This is a genomic window from Enterobacter sp. N5-15 (assembly GCF_057221635.1).
In genome coordinates this window covers 670,467-685,937 of the sequence record NZ_CM170150.1, presented here as the reverse complement: position 1 = coordinate 685,937, position 15,471 = coordinate 670,467, and the positions used below count along the sequence as shown (strand labels likewise).

General features: G+C 58.3%; 14 protein-coding genes. 5 read left to right on the top strand and 9 right to left on the bottom strand.

The genetic code is table 11. The annotated features are described in order from the left end of the window. Positions 1–18: 18 nt before the first annotated feature. Entirely contained in the window at positions 19–1,020 is a 1,002-nt protein-coding gene (locus tag AC2TE5_RS03255; RefSeq protein ID WP_213329898.1) for a zinc-binding alcohol dehydrogenase family protein, read from the top strand. A gap of 54 nt (positions 1,021–1,074) precedes the next feature. On the opposite strand, the gene nadR is transcribed toward AC2TE5_RS03255, so the two are convergent. From nadR to serB, 3 genes are read right to left on the bottom strand one after another with little or no spacing between them, the layout of a single operon-like run. Then, the gene (gene nadR, locus AC2TE5_RS03250; protein WP_213329900.1) at positions 1,075–2,307 is read right to left on the bottom strand and encodes a multifunctional transcriptional regulator/nicotinamide-nucleotide adenylyltransferase/ribosylnicotinamide kinase NadR; all 1,233 of its coding nucleotides are present in this window, start codon (positions 2,305–2,307) and stop codon (positions 1,075–1,077) included. Positions 2,308–2,344: 37 nt separating this feature from the next. After that, on the bottom strand, positions 2,345–3,730 hold the full coding sequence (gene radA, locus AC2TE5_RS03245; RefSeq protein WP_014068810.1) for a DNA repair protein RadA: 1,386 nt from the start codon (positions 3,728–3,730) through the stop codon (positions 2,345–2,347). Positions 3,731–3,741: 11 nt separating this feature from the next. Then, on the bottom strand, positions 3,742–4,710 hold the full coding sequence (gene serB, locus AC2TE5_RS03240) for a phosphoserine phosphatase (RefSeq protein ID WP_023310325.1): 969 nt from the start codon (positions 4,708–4,710) through the stop codon (positions 3,742–3,744). 117 nt (positions 4,711–4,827) lie between these two features. On the opposite strand from serB, the gene AC2TE5_RS03235 reads away from it, so the two are divergent. Then, the gene (locus AC2TE5_RS03235; RefSeq protein WP_484612652.1) at positions 4,828–5,472 is read left to right on the top strand and encodes a YtjB family periplasmic protein; all 645 of its coding nucleotides are present in this window, start codon (positions 4,828–4,830) and stop codon (positions 5,470–5,472) included. Between the two features lie 39 nt (positions 5,473–5,511). Further along, entirely contained in the window at positions 5,512–6,528 is a 1,017-nt protein-coding gene (gene lplA, locus AC2TE5_RS03230; protein ID WP_484612651.1) for a lipoate--protein ligase, read from the top strand. An 85-nt stretch (positions 6,529–6,613) separates the two neighbouring features. Here lplA and deoD read toward each other — a convergent pair whose 3' ends face one another. The 4 genes from deoD to deoC all read right to left on the bottom strand — a co-directional run bounded on the left by deoD (position 6,614) and on the right by deoC (position 10,914). After that, positions 6,614–7,336: a purine-nucleoside phosphorylase gene (gene deoD, locus AC2TE5_RS03225; protein ID WP_010427122.1), complete on the bottom strand. Its 723-nt coding sequence runs from the start codon at positions 7,334–7,336 to the stop codon at positions 6,614–6,616. Between the two features lie 89 nt (positions 7,337–7,425). Next, entirely contained in the window at positions 7,426–8,649 is a 1,224-nt protein-coding gene (deoB, locus tag AC2TE5_RS03220) for a phosphopentomutase (RefSeq protein WP_213329906.1), read from the bottom strand. Between the two features lie 53 nt (positions 8,650–8,702). Then, positions 8,703–10,025 (bottom strand): thymidine phosphorylase, encoded by a 1,323-nt coding sequence (deoA, locus tag AC2TE5_RS03215; protein WP_484612650.1) that lies wholly within the window; start codon positions 10,023–10,025, stop codon positions 8,703–8,705. A gap of 109 nt (positions 10,026–10,134) precedes the next feature. Then, positions 10,135–10,914: a deoxyribose-phosphate aldolase gene (gene deoC, locus AC2TE5_RS03210; protein ID WP_023310320.1), complete on the bottom strand. Its 780-nt coding sequence runs from the start codon at positions 10,912–10,914 to the stop codon at positions 10,135–10,137. 262 nt (positions 10,915–11,176) lie between these two features. Between deoC and AC2TE5_RS03205 the strand changes: the two genes are divergently transcribed. Continuing rightward, the gene (locus AC2TE5_RS03205) at positions 11,177–12,724 is read left to right on the top strand and encodes a YjjI family glycine radical enzyme (RefSeq protein WP_484612649.1); all 1,548 of its coding nucleotides are present in this window, start codon (positions 11,177–11,179) and stop codon (positions 12,722–12,724) included. Next, the gene (locus tag AC2TE5_RS03200) at positions 12,699–13,559 is read left to right on the top strand and encodes a YjjW family glycine radical enzyme activase (RefSeq protein ID WP_484612648.1); all 861 of its coding nucleotides are present in this window, start codon (positions 12,699–12,701) and stop codon (positions 13,557–13,559) included. The genes AC2TE5_RS03205 and AC2TE5_RS03200 overlap by 26 nt, the downstream gene beginning before the upstream one ends. Here the strand turns inward: AC2TE5_RS03200 and AC2TE5_RS03195 are convergent. Beyond that, positions 13,554–14,336 carry a TatD family hydrolase gene (locus tag AC2TE5_RS03195; protein WP_484612647.1) on the bottom strand — a complete coding sequence of 261 codons (783 nt, stop codon included), beginning with the start codon at positions 14,334–14,336 and terminating at the stop codon, positions 13,554–13,556. The two genes, AC2TE5_RS03200 and AC2TE5_RS03195, sit on opposite strands and share 6 nt — an antisense overlap. Continuing rightward, positions 14,333–15,385 (bottom strand): patatin-like phospholipase family protein, encoded by a 1,053-nt coding sequence (locus AC2TE5_RS03190; protein ID WP_213329916.1) that lies wholly within the window; start codon positions 15,383–15,385, stop codon positions 14,333–14,335. Before AC2TE5_RS03190 ends, AC2TE5_RS03195 begins: the two co-directional genes overlap by 4 nt. Positions 15,386–15,471 lie beyond the last annotated feature (86 nt).

Sequence of the window (15,471 nt, the reverse complement as noted above, 5' to 3'; positions counted from 1 at the left end):
TCCATTGAGGAGCACACCATGTCTGTTAAAGCCATCGCCGTTAACCCAGAAAATCCGTCCACCTTCATTGAAATCACCCCGCCGATGCCGCAGCCCGGCGAGCACGATCTGCTGGTAGAGGTGAAGGCCGTCTCCGTTAACCCGGTCGATACCAAAGTCCACGCGGGCGTTGCTAAAAACGGGCTGAACGCGCCGCGCATTCTCGGGTGGGATGCCAGCGGGATCGTCAAAGCCGTTGGGGCTGGCGTCACCGGATTCAAACCGGGGGATGAAGTGTGGTACGCGGGCGACATCACCCGCCCGGGCAGCAATACCACGCATCAGCTGATCGATGCGCGGATTGTCGGGCACAAGCCTGCCAGCCTCGGCTGGGCGGCTGCCGCTGCACTGCCCTTGACCGCGCTCACCGCGTGGGAAGGTCTGTTTGAACGGCTGAATATTCAGGATGCCGGGGCGGACAAAACGCTGCTGATCATCGGCGGCGCGGGCGGCGTGGGATCGCTGGCGATCCCGTTTGCGAAGCACAACAGCAAGGTGAAGATCGTCGCAACCGCTTCCCGAGAAGATTCCGCCCGGTGGTGCCGCGATCGCGGGGCTGACGTTGTCGTCAACTACCGCGACCTGAAAGGCGAGCTGGCGAAACACGGGCTCACCTTTGTGGATTATATTTTCATCCTCAACGACACCGACGGGCACTGGGATGCGGTCAGCGAACTGATTGCGCCGCAGGGGCATATCTGCTCTATCGTCGAGAATGAACGTCCGCTGAACCAGGACAAGCTGAAGTCCAAATCCGCCGCCCTGCACTGGGAGTTTATGTATACCCGCAGCATGTACCAGACGGCAGATATGGCGCGTCAGGGGGAGATCTTAGATGAGGTGGCGAAGCTGGTGGATAACGGCGTGGTGGAAAGTTCGCTGAGTGAAACGCTGCACGGGCTGAGCGTGGAAAGCATTACCGAGGCGCACCGTAAGGTGCTGGAGGGGCATATGCGGGGGAAAGTGGTGGTTGAGTTCTGAGTGGTTTGATGCCCTCACCCCGGCCCTCTCCCACAGGGAGAGGGAGGTTAACGCCTACCCCTGCTCCCCCATCATCTCCTTCACCAACTCGACGCAGCGCAGGAAGCGGGAGTCGTAGTCCGACTCTTCCACATGCACAAACTCAACGTTGTTCTCATTGAGCATCTCCACCAGCATGGTCTGAAACTCTCGCCTGTCCACGGAGCTGCCGAGGCTGCGCATGCCGTCAGCCACCCACGGGGTGTTGTTCTCCAGCAGGATCACCAGGTCAAAGCGGTATTCGTCAATCAGCGCCTGCACGAACGGGTGCTCGCGCCCTTCGTATTTTTTACAGAACGCCTGCGTGGTGACGAAGTCGGTATCGATAAACGCCACTTTGTTGGCGTATTTCACCGCAAAATCAATGTACTGGGCGTGTCCGAGCGCAATTTTGTCATAGTCGGAATACTGCAGCGCCATCTCGTCACCGCCAAGGTGCGAGAAGACATAATCGCGGCCATACTCCCACGCGCTGGTGGTATTGAAGATGTTCGCCAGCTTGTTGACCAGCGTTGATTTACCGCTCGACTCGCCGCCCAGAATAGCTACCGTGCGCACGAAGAACGGCTTCACTTCGGTCGGAATGTAATCCCAGTAGCGGAACGGGTTTTCGCGGATCTGCGCCCCGCTGATGTTCATAAAGGTGCGTTTCGGATCGATCAGCACCGTCTCGATGCCCAGATGCTCGCGGAACTGCGGCGCGTCGGACTCTTCAGAGGTGTAGATCCAGTTCGGCGCAATCCCCTTGTCTTCCATAAAGGTTTTTACACCGTTGCTCCACACGTCCCAGCCGTGCGGATACGGCTCCATGCCCTCTTCGTTAAAGGCATGAATACGAATGTTTTTCTGATACTTAAAGGTCTGGAGCAGCCAGCGCAGGCGGTCTGACACCGTGGGCTGCTGCGACATGGCGCTGTCTTCGAACAGCTGGCGGTCGCGGGTTTCGTCGTAGCCCATGATGATGTGCAGCTCGTCAACCTGGCTACAGGCGCGCTGGATCAGATAGATATGCCCGGTATGCAGCGGGTAAAACTTACCGAACACCACGCCGATGTTCTTTTGCATACGCGGGAATTCCAGCCCCAGAAAGCGGTGCAGCGCTTCGAGCTTCTGCGCGCTGGGGCTTTTGATTTTGGCGTTCAGCAGCTGGCTCAGGTAGCCTTTGGTCATGCCGCTGGCGTCCGCCACCTGCTGCAGCGTGCAGCCCTTCTGGCGGATTGCGGTCTTGATGTAGTCAAATGATGACATAAATTACGGTGCCTCCTGCAAAATCAAATTTACGTAATTATAAGTCGTCAAAGACATTTAACGCATCTGCGAGTTTCTTCACGCCAAATACCTGCATCCCTTCCGGGATTTTTTTCGGCACGTTGGCGGCGGGAACGATCGCCCGGCGGAAGCCGTGTTTTGCCGCCTCGGAGATACGCTCCTGACCGCTGGGCACCGGACGGATTTCCCCGGCGAGGCCCACTTCGCCGAAGACGACAAGATCCTGCGGCAGCGGTCTGTCGCGCAGACTGGAGACCATCGCCAGCAACAGCGCCAGGTCTGCGCTGGTTTCAGTGACTTTGACGCCGCCGACCACGTTAACGAAGACGTCCTGATCCGCCATCTGCAGCCCGCCGTGACGGTGCAGCACCGCCAGCAGGATCGCCAGACGGTTCTGTTCCAGACCGACCGCCACGCGCCGCGGGTTGCCCATCATCGACACGTCCACCAGCGCCTGAATTTCGACAAGCAGCGGGCGCGTCCCTTCCCACAGCACCATCACCGAACTGCCGGAGGTGATCTCATCGCCACGGCTCAGGAAGATGGCCGACGGGTTGCTGACTTCGCGCAGCCCCTGTTCGGTCATGGCAAACACGCCCAGTTCGTTCACCGCGCCAAAGCGGTTCTTGTGGCTGCGCAGGGTACGGAAGCGGGAATCCGCGTCGCCGTCGAGCATCACGGAGCAGTCGATACAGTGTTCAAGCACCTTCGGTCCCGCCAGCGAGCCGTCTTTGGTCACGTGGCCGACCATCACAATCGCCACGCCGCGCGTTTTGGCAAAACGCGTCAGGTAAGCCGCGGTTTCACGCACCTGCGCGACGCTGCCCGGCGAGGACTGAATGTCCGCCATATGCATTACCTGGATGGAGTCGATCACCATCAGCTTCGGCTGCTCTTCTTCAGCGATCATGCAGATCTGCTCGATGCTGGTTTCCGAGAGCATGTTCAGGTTGCCGGTCGGCAGGCCCAGACGGTGCGCGCGCATCGCTACCTGCTGCAGTGATTCTTCGCCCGTGACGTACAGGGTTTTCATCTGTTCGGCGAGCTTGCAGAGCGTTTGCAGCAGCAGGGTCGATTTACCCGCCCCCGGGTTACCGCCGATGAGAATGGCGCTGCCCGGCACCACGCCGCCGCCGAGCACGCGGTCAAACTCTTTGAACCCGGTGGAGAAGCGCGGCAGCTCTTCGAGGCTGATGTCCGAGAGTTTTTGCACCTTCGCGACGCCCGCGTTACCGGCGTAGCCGCTCAGGCGCTCATTGCGGGCCACGCTCGGCGAAGCCGCCACACCACGCACTTCGGTGATGGTGTTCCAGGCATGACAGGCGCTGCATTGCCCCTGCCAGCGCGGATAATCCGCACCACATTCATTACAGACAAATGCGCGTTTTGGAGCTTTCGCCACGGTTTACCTCGTTATTTCTGATTAATGCTGCCGGAGAGAATGCAGAACACCCCCATCAGGTCAGCGTGACGGATAGTGACTTCCGTCTTTTCATTCACTTTTGGCTTGGCATGGTAGGCAATGCCCAGCCCGGCCGCTTTGATCATCGGCAGGTCGTTCGCGCCGTCCCCGATGGCGACGGTCTGGACGACCGGAATTTCATATTTTTCCGCCAGACGCGTCAGCGTATTGGCTTTGTACTGGGCATCCACGATATCGCCGATCACCTGGCCGGTCAGCTTGCCGTCCATGATCTCCAGCTCATTGGCCACCACGGTGGTCAGATGCAGTTTTTCCCGCAGGTAATCCGCGAAGAAGGTGAAGCCACCGGAGGCGATCGCCACTTTCCAGCCGAGGGACTGCAGCTTCAGCACCAGCTGCGTCAGCCCAGGCATCAGCGGCAGCACGTCGCGCACCTGGCGCAGAATGTTGGCATCGGCCCCTTTCAGGGTCGCCACGCGCTGTCTCAGGCTGGCGGTAAAGTCCAGCTCGCCGCGCATCGCACGCTCGGTAACTTCTGCCACCAGCTCGCCGCTGCCCGCCAGCTTCGCAATCTCGTCAATACACTCGATCTGAATGGCGGTTGAGTCCATGTCCATGACCAGCAGGCCAGGGGTTTTCAGGTGAGGGATTTTACCCAGCGGCGCGACGTCCAGCCCGGCGTCATGCGCCAGACGCGTTGCGCGCTGCGTCAGGGAACCCGCCAGGCGAATAACCTGGTAGTCTTCCACGCACCAGGCGGCGACGATGACCATCGCCGCACCCAGCTTGCTTTGATACTGGGTCAGGCGCTGCTTATCCAGACCGCGTCCGTAGAGGAGCCAGCCGCTACGACCGGCGTGGTAATCCAGAGGCATCACCTCATCGCCACTTAAAGAGAGCGGCAATCCTGGCCATAAAGAGACATCCGTTGGCAGGTCACACCAGGTAATGTTCGGCATTAAAGCTCCTGTAATTTCGTTCGCGCCGGAAGGTTGCAGAGGGAAAATAACGCATGAGGCTACCCTGTAACCATCACTTCTGGCAACATTAAGCCGTAAATTTTCAGCAGGTGGAATATGGCTCGCGCAAAACTGAAATTCCGGCTTCATCGCGCCGTGATTGTCCTTTCCTGTCTCGCACTATTAGTTGTGCTGATGCAAGGGGCATCGTGGTTTAGCCAGAACCATCAACGGCAACGCAACCCGCAGTTGGAAGAGCTGGCCCGCACGCTGGCGCGCCAGGTGACGCTCAACGTCGCGCCGTCCATGCGTACCGAAACGCCGGACGATAAGCGGATAGGCCAGGTTTTACGCCTGCTCACGGAGAACAGCCGCATTCTTGATGCCGGCGTCTATGATGAGCAAGGCAACCTGATTGCCCGCGCGGGCGAGCACGTCGACGTGCGCGACAGGCTGGCGCTGGACGGCAAAAAAGCCGGGGGCTATTTTAACCAGCAGATCGTCGAACCTATTCAGGGGAAGAATGGCCCGCTGGGCTATCTGCGCCTGACCCTCGATACCCACACCCTGCCCACTGAAGCCAAACAGGTCGATAATACCACCAATATTCTGCGCCTGATGCTGCTGCTTTCACTCGCCATCGGCGTTGTGCTGGCACGCACCCTGCTTCGCGGCAAGCGCTCGCGCTGGCAGCAATCCCCGTTCCTGCTGACCGCCAGCAAATCCGTCCCCGAAGACGAAGAGAGCGAGAAGAAAGATTAGTGATAAAGTAGGCGAACGATTCGGAAAAGGAACTTTGCCATGACGACGTTACGCCTGCTTATCTCTGACTCTTACGATCCCTGGTTTAATCTCGCGGTAGAAGAGTGCATCTTCCGCCAGATGCCCGCTACCCAGCGCGTACTGTTTCTCTGGCGTAACGCCGATACGGTGGTCATTGGCCGCGCGCAAAACCCGTGGAAAGAGTGCAACACGCGGCGTATGGAAGAGGATGACGTCCGCCTGGCGCGCCGCAGCAGCGGCGGCGGCGCGGTGTTTCACGATCTGGGCAATACCTGCTTTACCTTTATGGCGGGCAAACCGGAGTACGACAAAACCATCTCAACCTCCATCGTCCTTAACGCCCTCAATTCGCTCGGCGTGACGGCGGAAGCGTCCGGGCGTAACGATCTGGTGGTGAAAACCCCGGAGGGCGACCGGAAGGTCTCCGGCTCCGCCTACCGCGAAACGATGGATCGCGGCTTCCACCACGGCACCCTGTTGCTGAACGCTGACCTGAGCCGTCTGGCTAACTACCTGAATCCGGACAAGAAAAAGCTCCAGGCTAAAGGGATTACCTCCGTGCGCGGGCGCGTGGCGAATCTGGTGGAGCTGCTGCCGGGAATTACCCACGAGCAGATTTGCGATGCGATCCGTGACGCGTTCTTTGAACATTACGGCGAGCGCGTGGAGGCAGAAGTGATCTCTCCTGACAAAACCCCGGATCTGCCCAACTTCGCCGACACCTTCGCCCGCCAGAGCAGCTGGGAGTGGAACTTCGGTCAGGCGCCTGCGTTTTCCCATCTGCTGGACGAGCGTTTTACATGGGGCGGCGTGGAGCTGCATTTTGACGTGGAGAAAGGCCATATCACCCGCACGCAGGTGTTTACCGATAGCCTGAACCCGGCACCGTTAGAGGCGCTGGCGGCACGATTGCAGGGCTGTTTGTACCGGGCGGATATGCTGCAGCAGGAATGCGACGCGTTGATTGGGGATTTCCCGGAGCAGGAGAAAGAGTTAAGGGATTTGTCAGCATGGATTGCGCAGGCCGTGCGCTAGTAAAAAAGCCCGCTGGCGTTGCACTTAGCGGGCCTACAAAACCGTAGGCCGGGTCAGGCGAAGCCGCCACCCGGCACAACAGCTCTTACTCTTTATCGCCCAGCAGAACGGATTCCAGCGCGATTTTGATCATGTCGTTGAAGGTAGTCTGACGCTCGGCAGCAGTGGTCTGCTCGTGGGTACGGATGTGGTCAGACACGGTGCAGATGGTCAGCGCTTTCGCACCGAACTCAGCCGCGACGCCGTAGATACCCGCCGCTTCCATTTCCACGCCCAGAATGCCGTATTTTTCCATCACGTCGAACATCTCGCCGCCGTCCGGTGCATAGAACAGGTCAGCAGAGAAGATGTTACCCACGCGCGCTTCAACGCCCAGCGCTTTTGCCGCGTCAACCGCGTCACGCACCATGCCGAAGTCAGCAATCGCCGCGAAGTCATGGTCTTTGAAACGCATGCGGTTCACTTTGGAATCGGTGCAGGCACCCATACCGATAACGATGTCGCGCAGCTTAACGTCCATACGCACCGCGCCGCAGGAGCCAACGCGGATGATTTTCTTCACGCCGAAGTCGGTGATCAGCTCTTTGGTGTAGATGGAGCAGGATGGGATACCCATGCCGTGGCCCATCACAGAGATTTTGCGGCCTTTGTAGGTACCGGTGAAGCCCAGCATGCCGCGAACGTTGTTCACTTCACGCACGTCTTCCAGGAAGGTTTCAGCAATGTGCTTCGCGCGCAGCGGGTCGCCCGGCATCAATACGACGTCAGCGAAATCACCCATTTCTGCATTAATGTGAGGAGTTGCCATCTTCAGTTCCTTTTACATTGTTTATTCTTTTCACCCTCTCCCTGTGGGAGAGGGCCGGGGTGAGGGCATCAGACCGCACCCAACTTGATTCAGAACATGGCCTTGCCATATTCCATGTCAGACGTACCAAAGTATTTCGCGATGGTCTGGCCGATGTCCGCGAAGGTTTCACGGTGACCGAGCGAGCCCGGCTTCACTTTCGGGCCGTACACCAGCACCGGAATGTGCTCACGGGTATGGTCGGTACCGGTCCAGCTTGGGTCGCAGCCGTGGTCCGCGGTCAGGATCAGAATGTCATCTTCACCCACCAGCTCCATCAGCTCCGGCAGACGGCGGTCGAACAGTTCCAGACCGGCGGCGTAACCCGCGATATCACGACGGTGGCCCCAGGAGGAGTCGAAGTCTACGAAGTTGGTGAAGACAATGGTCTTGTCGCCCGCTTCTTTCATCTCTTTGATGGTGGCATCGAACAGCGCATCCAGACCGGTGGCTTTCACTTTTTTAGTGATGCCGCAGTTGGCGTAGATATCCGCGATTTTACCCACGGAAACCACGTGGCCGTCTTTCTCTTCAACCAGCTTCTGCAGCACGGTTGGCGCCGGTGGCTCAACGGCCAGGTCGTGACGGTTACCGGTACGCTGGAAGTTACCCGCTTTGTCGCCCACAAACGGACGCGCGATCACGCGGCCAATGTTGTAGCCGCCTTCGGTCAGCTCTTCACGGGCGATTTCGCACAGCTCGTAGAGTTTATCCAGGCCGTAGGTCTCTTCGTGACAGGCAATCTGGAACACGGAGTCAGCGGAGGTGTAGAAAATCGGCTTGCCGGTTTTCATGTGCTCTTCGCCGAGCTCATCCAGAATTACGGTACCGGAAGAGTGGCAGTTGCCGAGGTAGCCCGGCAGATTGGCGCGCTTCACCAGCTTATCGAGCAGCTCCTGCGGGAAGCTGTTCTCGTGATCGGAGAAATAACCCCAGTCGAACAGCACCGGCACACCGGCGATTTCCCAGTGGCCAGACGGGGTGTCTTTACCGGAGGAGAGCTCGTGAGCCCAGCCGTAGGCACCCACGACTTCCGCGTTGCCGTCCATACCGGCTGCGATTTTACCGGTAGAGCCTTCATGCGCTTTCACCAGACCAAGGCGGGTCAGGTTGGGTAGAGTCAGAGGGCCTTTACGACCGTTGTCCGCTTCGCCTTTCGCACAGGCTTCCGCGATGTGACCCATGGTATCGGAACCCACGTCACCAAAACGTTCTGCATCTTCGGTTGCGCCGATGCCGAATGAGTCCAGCACCATAATAAATGCACGTTTCATAATTGTTCTCCGTACGTAGTGCTTCAAAAAATAGCGATCAGATCAGTATACAGTTATTCAGTGATGCGGCGATAGACAGTCGGTGTGGTTTCCGGTGCTTTATCGTCAAGCGTAATGGCTGCCTTCACCGCTTTAGCCGCTTCCTGCCAGCTGGCTTCGTCTTTGGCGTGGATCACCGCCAGCGGACGTTGACCGTCAACGCTGTCGCCCAGACGGGCCATATCGGTAAAGCCGACACTGTAATCAATGGTGTCCGATGCCTGACGGCGGCCGCCGCCCATCGAGACCACCGCCATGCCGAGGGCACGGGTGTCCATTGCGGAAACGAAGCCTTCGCTATCGGCATACACCGCTTTGCTGAGCGTCGCGGTTGGCAGGTATTTCGCATAGTTTTCGACGAAATCGGTCGGGCCTTTCTGCGCCGCAACCATGCGGCCAAAGATCTCCGCCGCTTTGCCGTTATCCAGCACCGCCTGCAGTTTCGCGCGCGCTTCCGCATCGTCTCTGGCCAGCTTGCCGGAGATTAACATCTCAACGCACAGCGCCATGGTGACGTCGAACAGACGCGGGTTACGGTATTCGCCGGTGAGGAACTGTACCGCCTCACGCACTTCGACCGCGTTACCGGCGCTGGAGGCCAGCACCTGGTTCATGTCGGTGAGCAGCGCGGTGGTGTGCACGCCCGCGCCGTTGGAGACGCCAACGATCGCTTCGGCAAGCGCAGCAGAAAGTTCATAGGTCGGCATAAACGCGCCGCTGCCCACTTTCACGTCCATCACCAGCGCGTCCAGCCCTTCAGCCAGTTTCTTCGCCAGGATAGAGGCGGTGATCAGCGGGATGGAGTCAACGGTCGCGGTGATATCGCGGGTCGCGTAGAAACGCTTGTCTGCCGGAGCAAGAGAGCTGGTCTGGCCGATAATCGCCACACCAACGTCTTTAATAATGTCGCGGAAGCGGTTGTCATCCGGGAAGATATCGAAGCCCGGAATGGCTTCCAGTTTGTCGAGCGTACCGCCGGTGTGGCCCAGGCCGCGTCCGGAGATCATCGGGATGTAACCGCCGCAGGCTGCCACCATTGGGCCGAGCATCAGAGACGTCACGTCGCCCACGCCGCCGGTGGAGTGTTTGTCCACAATCGGGCCGTTAAGGTTAAGGCTTTTCCAGTCCAGAACGGTTCCTGAATCTCGCATCGCCATGGTCAGCGACACGCGCTCAGGCATCGACATATCGTGGAAGAAAATGGTCATCGCCAGAGCCGCAATCTGCCCTTCTGAGACGGTGTTATCACGAATGCCGTTGATAAAGAAGCGGATCTCTTCGTCGCTTAATGCATGACCATCACGTTTTTTACGAATAATTTCTTGTGCGAGAAACACGGTAACCTCCATGCGGAATCGGGGGAGTTGTGGCGGGTGGCGCTACGCTTACCCGCCCTACGATCCTGTAGGCCGGATAAGCGAAGCGTCATCCGGCATTGTCTGGCAATCAGTAGCTGCTTGCGCTCTTGCCGTCGCCGTGACCCAGCGCTTTCAGCAGGCTGGCCAGCAGGCTGGACGCGCCGAAGCGGTAGTGGCGGGAATCAGCCCAGTCGGCGCCAAACAGCTCGTCGGCAATCGCCAGGAACTGCTGCGCGTCTTCGGCAGTACGCACGCCGCCCGCAGGTTTGAAACCAACGGTTTTGGACACGCCCATGTCGCGGATCACTTCCATCATGATGCGCGCGCTTTCTGGAGTCGCATTCACCGGCACTTTACCGGTAGAGGTTTTAATGAAATCCGCACCGGCTTTGATGGAAATTTCAGACGCTTTACGAATCAGCGCCTCTTCTTTCAGCTCGCCGGTTTCGATGATTACTTTCAGCAGCACGTTTGCCGCCGCACACGCGTCTTTACAGGCTTTCACCAGGTCAAAACCAACCTGCTCGTTGCCGGCGATCAGCGCGCGGTACGGGAACACCACGTCAACTTCGTCTGCGCCGTAGGCAATCGCCGCGCGGGTTTCTGCCAGCGCAATCTCGATATCATCGTTGCCATGCGGGAAGTTAGTTACGGTTGCAATGCGCACGTCCGGCGTGCCCTGCTCTTTCAGAGTCTTACGGGCAATCGGGATAAAGCGCGGGTAGATACAGATGGCTGCGGTGTTACCCACCGGCGTTTTCGCCTGATGGCACAGGGCGATGACTTTTTCATTGGTGTCGTCATCGTTCAGGGTGGTCAGGTCCATCAGTTTCAACGCGCGCAGGCTGCTTGCAGTTAAATCGGTCATAACATTCTCCAACGGCAGTGCCGTATAAATTTTACCTTGCGGGTCTGTGAGTATTCTAACATTCACCCGCATCCACACTTCGACATTCATCACAGTTAATGAAAACTGCGTACAAATTTGCATTACTGTAATGAGATCTTCTTCAAACTTTAGCGCGTAAATTGTCGACTAAAGCAGCGATACCCCCTGTCGGATCAAAAGCCCCGACAGGCTGGCTTCCTACAATCCGTTCATCATCCGCAGAACACTCAAGGAAGCGAATATGCCCCACTCCAGCCCCGACGCCCTGCAACAACGTTGCCAGCACATTGTGACAAGCCCGGTGTTAACCCCGGAACAAAAACGTCATTTTCTGGCGCTGGAAGCGGAAAACAACCTGTCTTATCCGGCGCTTCCTGAGGCCGCGAGAGCCGCGCTGGACGAGGGGGTTATCTGCGACATGTTCGAAGGCCACGCGCCTTACAAACCCCGTTACGTTCTGCCGGATTACGCAAAATTTCTGGCTAACGGTTCAGAATGGCTGGAGCTGGAAGGGGCAAAAGATCTCGACGACGCCCTCTCGCTGTTAACCATCCTCTACCATCATGTTCCGTCCGTCACATCGATGCCGGTCTATCTCGGTCAGCTTGATGCGATATTAACTCCATATGTTAGAATTCTAACACAAGAAGCGATCGATAGCCGAATAAAACGTTTCTGGCGCTATCTCGACCGTACGCTGCCGGATGCGTTTATGCACGCCAATATCGGCCCGGCGGATACGCCCGTCACACGTGCCATTCTGCGTGCCGACGCAGAGCTGAAGCAGGTCGCGCCGAACCTGACCTTTATCTACGATCCCGATATCACCCCGGACGACCTGCTGCTTGAGGTGGCAAAAAACATATGCGAATGCAGCAAACCGCACATTTCTAATGGCCCGATGAATGATAAAATTTTCACAAAAGGCCGTTACGGCGTGGTGAGTTGTTACAACTCTCTGCCGCTTGCAGGCGGTGGCAGCACCCTGGTGCGCCTTAACCTCAAAGCCATTGCTGAACGCAGCACATCCATTGAAGACTTCTTCACCCGCGCGCTCCCGCACTACTGCCAGCAGCAAATTGCCATCATCGATGCGCGCTGCGATTTTCTGTACGGGCAGTCTGGCTTCTTTGAGAATAGCTTCCTGGTAAAAGAGGGGCTGATTGATGCCGATCGGTTTGTGCCCATGTTTGGCATGTACGGCCTGGCGGAAGCGGTAAACGCGCTCTGTGAGAAAGCAGGAATAGCGGGACGCTACGGAAAGGACGAACAGGCCAACGCGCTGGGCTATCGCATCAGCGAACAGCTTGCGGCGTTCGTGGAAAACACGCCGGTGAAGCACGGCTGGAAGCACCGCGCGATGCTCCACGCGCAGTCGGGGATCAGCTCCGATTCGGGCACCACGCCGGGCGCGCGACTGCCCTACGGCGACGAGCCGGATCCCATCAGCCATCTGCTGGCGGTGGCCCCTCACCACAAGCACTACTCTTCCGGGATAAGCGATATCCTGACGCTGGAGGAGACGGTAAAACGCAACCCGCAGGCGGTGGTTCAGCTTTGCCTGGGCGCGTTCAGGGCGGGTATGCGTGAGTTTACCGCCAACGTGGCGGGTAACGATCTGGTCCGCGTGACCGGTTATATGGTGCGACTATCGGATCTGGAGAAATACCGGGAAGCGGGATCGCGCACCAATACCACGTGGCTGGGAGAAGAGGCCGCGCGCAATACCCGTATTCTGGAACGTCAACCGCGCGTGATTAGCCATGAACAGCAGATGCGCTTTAGTTAGTCAGGTCATTCCTTTTTCCTGCGTGGACGGGCCGGGCAGCCGCCTGGCCCTGTTCCTGCAGGGCTGCAACCTGCGCTGTAAAACCTGCCACAACCCGTGGACGATCGGCCGCTGCAACGACTGCGGGGACTGTGTGCCCCACTGTCCGCACGACGCGCTGACCATTCAGGCCGGACGCGTCTGGTGGCAGGAGAGTGACTGCCAGCAGTGCGACACCTGCCTGCACCTGTGCCAGCAGCAGGCAACGCCTATGGCGCACCGCTTCAGCCTGGACGAGATCCTCACCCAGGTCCGCAAATCCGCACCGTTTATCGAAGGGATCACCGTGAGCGGCGGCGAAGCCACAACGCAACTGCCGTTTTTAGTGACGCTATTCTCAGCGATCAAAGCCGATCCTGCCCTGCGTCACCTCACCTGCCTGGTCGACAGCAACGGTCTGTTAAGCGAAACCGGCTGGCAAAAGCTGCTGCCGGTACTGGATGGCGCGATGCTGGATCTGAAGGCGTGGGGGAACGAGCATCACCGCTTCCTGACCGGGCGCGAAAACCCGCTGATTAAACAGAGCATCCGCTGGCTGGCAGATCGTCACCGTTTGACGGAACTTCGCCTGCTGGTTATTCCGGAGCAGTGTGATTACCTGGAACATCTCAAACCGCTAACGACCTTTATCCACGGGCTTGGAAATGTTCCGGTGCGCATCAACGCATTTCATGCCCATGGCGTTTACGGTGAGGCGGCATCATGGCGCAGCGCCACGGCCGAGGACGTTGAGCCGCTGGCGCTGGCGCTGGAAAAACAGAAGATAACGGTGATCCGCCCGGCGCTTTACCTATAGCATGATGCCAAATACCGAACGGGTATTCTCAAGCAGCGCGTCGGCAATCACCTCTTCAGGTTCCTTTCGCAGTTCACACAGGGTGGTAAACACGCGCGCCGCCTGTTCCGGACGATTCGGCTGGCCCTGAAAACCATTCAGCGGCATATCCGGCGCGTCGGTTTCCAGCAGAAGCGCCGACAGCGGCAGCTGGGTCATCACGTCACGGGTTTTACTGGCGCGCGGATAGGTAATGGTGCCACCGACGCCGATTTTATAGCCCAGCTCAATAAAACGCTGCGCCTGCTGCAGGCTGCCGGAGAAACCGTGTACGACGCCCCTGCGCGGCAGATCGATGCGTTTCAGGTGCATCGCCAGCTTATCGTGCGTACGTCTTGAATGGAGGATCACCGGCAGATCGTGGCGCTTCGCCAGCCTGAGCTGCGCGTCGAGGATCGTCTGCTGGCGCTCAAACTGCGGATCCTCGCGATAAAGATCGAGGCCGATCTCACCGATGGCGACAAGTTTGTCTCCTGCGGTCTGCAGGACCTCATCAAGCCTCTCAATGTGCTCATCAAGATGCCGCTCAATCACAATCGGATGCAGGCCGAGCGCGGCATAGAGCGCGGGGTGCCGCATGGAAAGATCCAGCACCCGGGGAAAATAGGCCGCTTCCACTGACGGCACAATGATGGCCTGAACGCCTGCCTCGGCAGCTTTCGCAATGCTTTGCGCTTCATCCCCCGTAAACGGCGGGAAATCAAAGTGGCAGTGGGTATCGACAAAGCGGTGCGTCACGCCAGATCCTCGTTATCCAGTAAAGCGTCATTCGCCTGCGGAATATCCACCAGCGGCATCGTCAGGGCGTCGTTGGCGACAATCGCAGGCGGCATAATAATGCGTTTATGGCGATGAAGCGGCGGTTGCTCCGCCAGCATTTTCCCCACCGTCGCCAGGAAATAGCGCCCGCACAGCCGTCCCGTTTTGTAATCCATGCGCAGCGCAGGAACGCGGCTGCCCAGGGCCATGCTCAGCAGCGGCTTAGGCGGATAGATTTCAAAAATACGCAGCTTACCCGGCGGTTTTTCAATGAAGCGCTGCATCGCGCCGTAGGTGGTTTCATGCTGCTTCGCGATGTTCACCAGCGGCTGCAGGCTGCTGTCGCCCAGCCAGCGCTCCATCCGTTTAAACCACTGGGGCGTGTAATACATTTGCGACGGCACGGTACGGATCACCACGATGGTTTTCGCCCCGCGCCGGGCGGCTTCCTGCACCGGCACCGCGTCACTGATCCCGCCGTCCAGATAGCTAATGCCGTCCAGCAGGGCGCCGGTACGATAAAAGCCGGGGATCGCGCTGGAGGCGCGGATGATGTCCAGCCAGTTCTGCTTCTGAGGAGAAAAATAGCCCGGCGAATAATCATCGCCCCGGCTGGCGCACATCCAGAATTCTTTGCCGCTATCAAACAGACGGGCAGCGGTATCCATGGCCAGCGGCATCTGGCTGGAGGTCGACTCCAGCAGCCAGTCGAGATCGATCAGGTTGCCGCCGCGCACAAAGCGCACCGGGTTAAAAAATTCTTTCGCCGTGGTGTAGCGCATAATGACCTTTCGCGCGTAGCCGGGCTGATTACAGACATAGGCAGAGAGGTTCTGCGCGCCGGCAGAGGTGCCGAAGTAAAGGTCAAACGGGTTGAACTGCGCGCGCATAAATTCATCCAGCACGCCGGCGGTGAAAATGCCGCGCTGTCCTCCACCTTCGCAGACCAGCGCGAGTTGACCTGCGCGAAACGGTTTTAACGTCAGCGGCGCAATATTGCCGAGCGTAACGGGAATTCGTTGCCCCACCTCTGCTTTCCTGTTTTGATTATTTTATAACACCACAGTAACGCACCCGACCTGTTACGCAAATAAGAAAAAGCCAGTCGCAGTGA

What these genes read in the sequence shown, in the direction of transcription:
- deoB (WP_213329906.1), bottom strand. Translation starts at nt 8,649, where the DNA reads ATGAAACGTGCATTTATTATGGTGCTGGACTCATTCGGCATCGGCGCA.
- nadR (WP_213329900.1), bottom strand. Translation starts at nt 2,307, where the DNA reads ATGTCATCATTTGACTACATCAAGACCGCAATCCGCCAGAAGGGCTGC.
- serB (WP_023310325.1), bottom strand. Translation starts at nt 4,710, where the DNA reads ATGCCGAACATTACCTGGTGTGACCTGCCAACGGATGTCTCTTTATGG.
- AC2TE5_RS03200 (WP_484612648.1), top strand. Translation starts at nt 12,699, where the DNA reads ATGAACAGCAGATGCGCTTTAGTTAGTCAGGTCATTCCTTTTTCCTGC.
- lplA (WP_484612651.1), top strand. Translation starts at nt 5,512, where the DNA reads ATGACGACGTTACGCCTGCTTATCTCTGACTCTTACGATCCCTGGTTT.
- AC2TE5_RS03255 (WP_213329898.1), top strand. Translation starts at nt 19, where the DNA reads ATGTCTGTTAAAGCCATCGCCGTTAACCCAGAAAATCCGTCCACCTTC.
- deoC (WP_023310320.1), bottom strand. Translation starts at nt 10,914, where the DNA reads ATGACCGATTTAACTGCAAGCAGCCTGCGCGCGTTGAAACTGATGGAC.
- AC2TE5_RS03235 (WP_484612652.1), top strand. Translation starts at nt 4,828, where the DNA reads ATGGCTCGCGCAAAACTGAAATTCCGGCTTCATCGCGCCGTGATTGTC.
- deoD (WP_010427122.1), bottom strand. Translation starts at nt 7,336, where the DNA reads ATGGCAACTCCTCACATTAATGCAGAAATGGGTGATTTCGCTGACGTC.
- AC2TE5_RS03205 (WP_484612649.1), top strand. Translation starts at nt 11,177, where the DNA reads ATGCCCCACTCCAGCCCCGACGCCCTGCAACAACGTTGCCAGCACATT.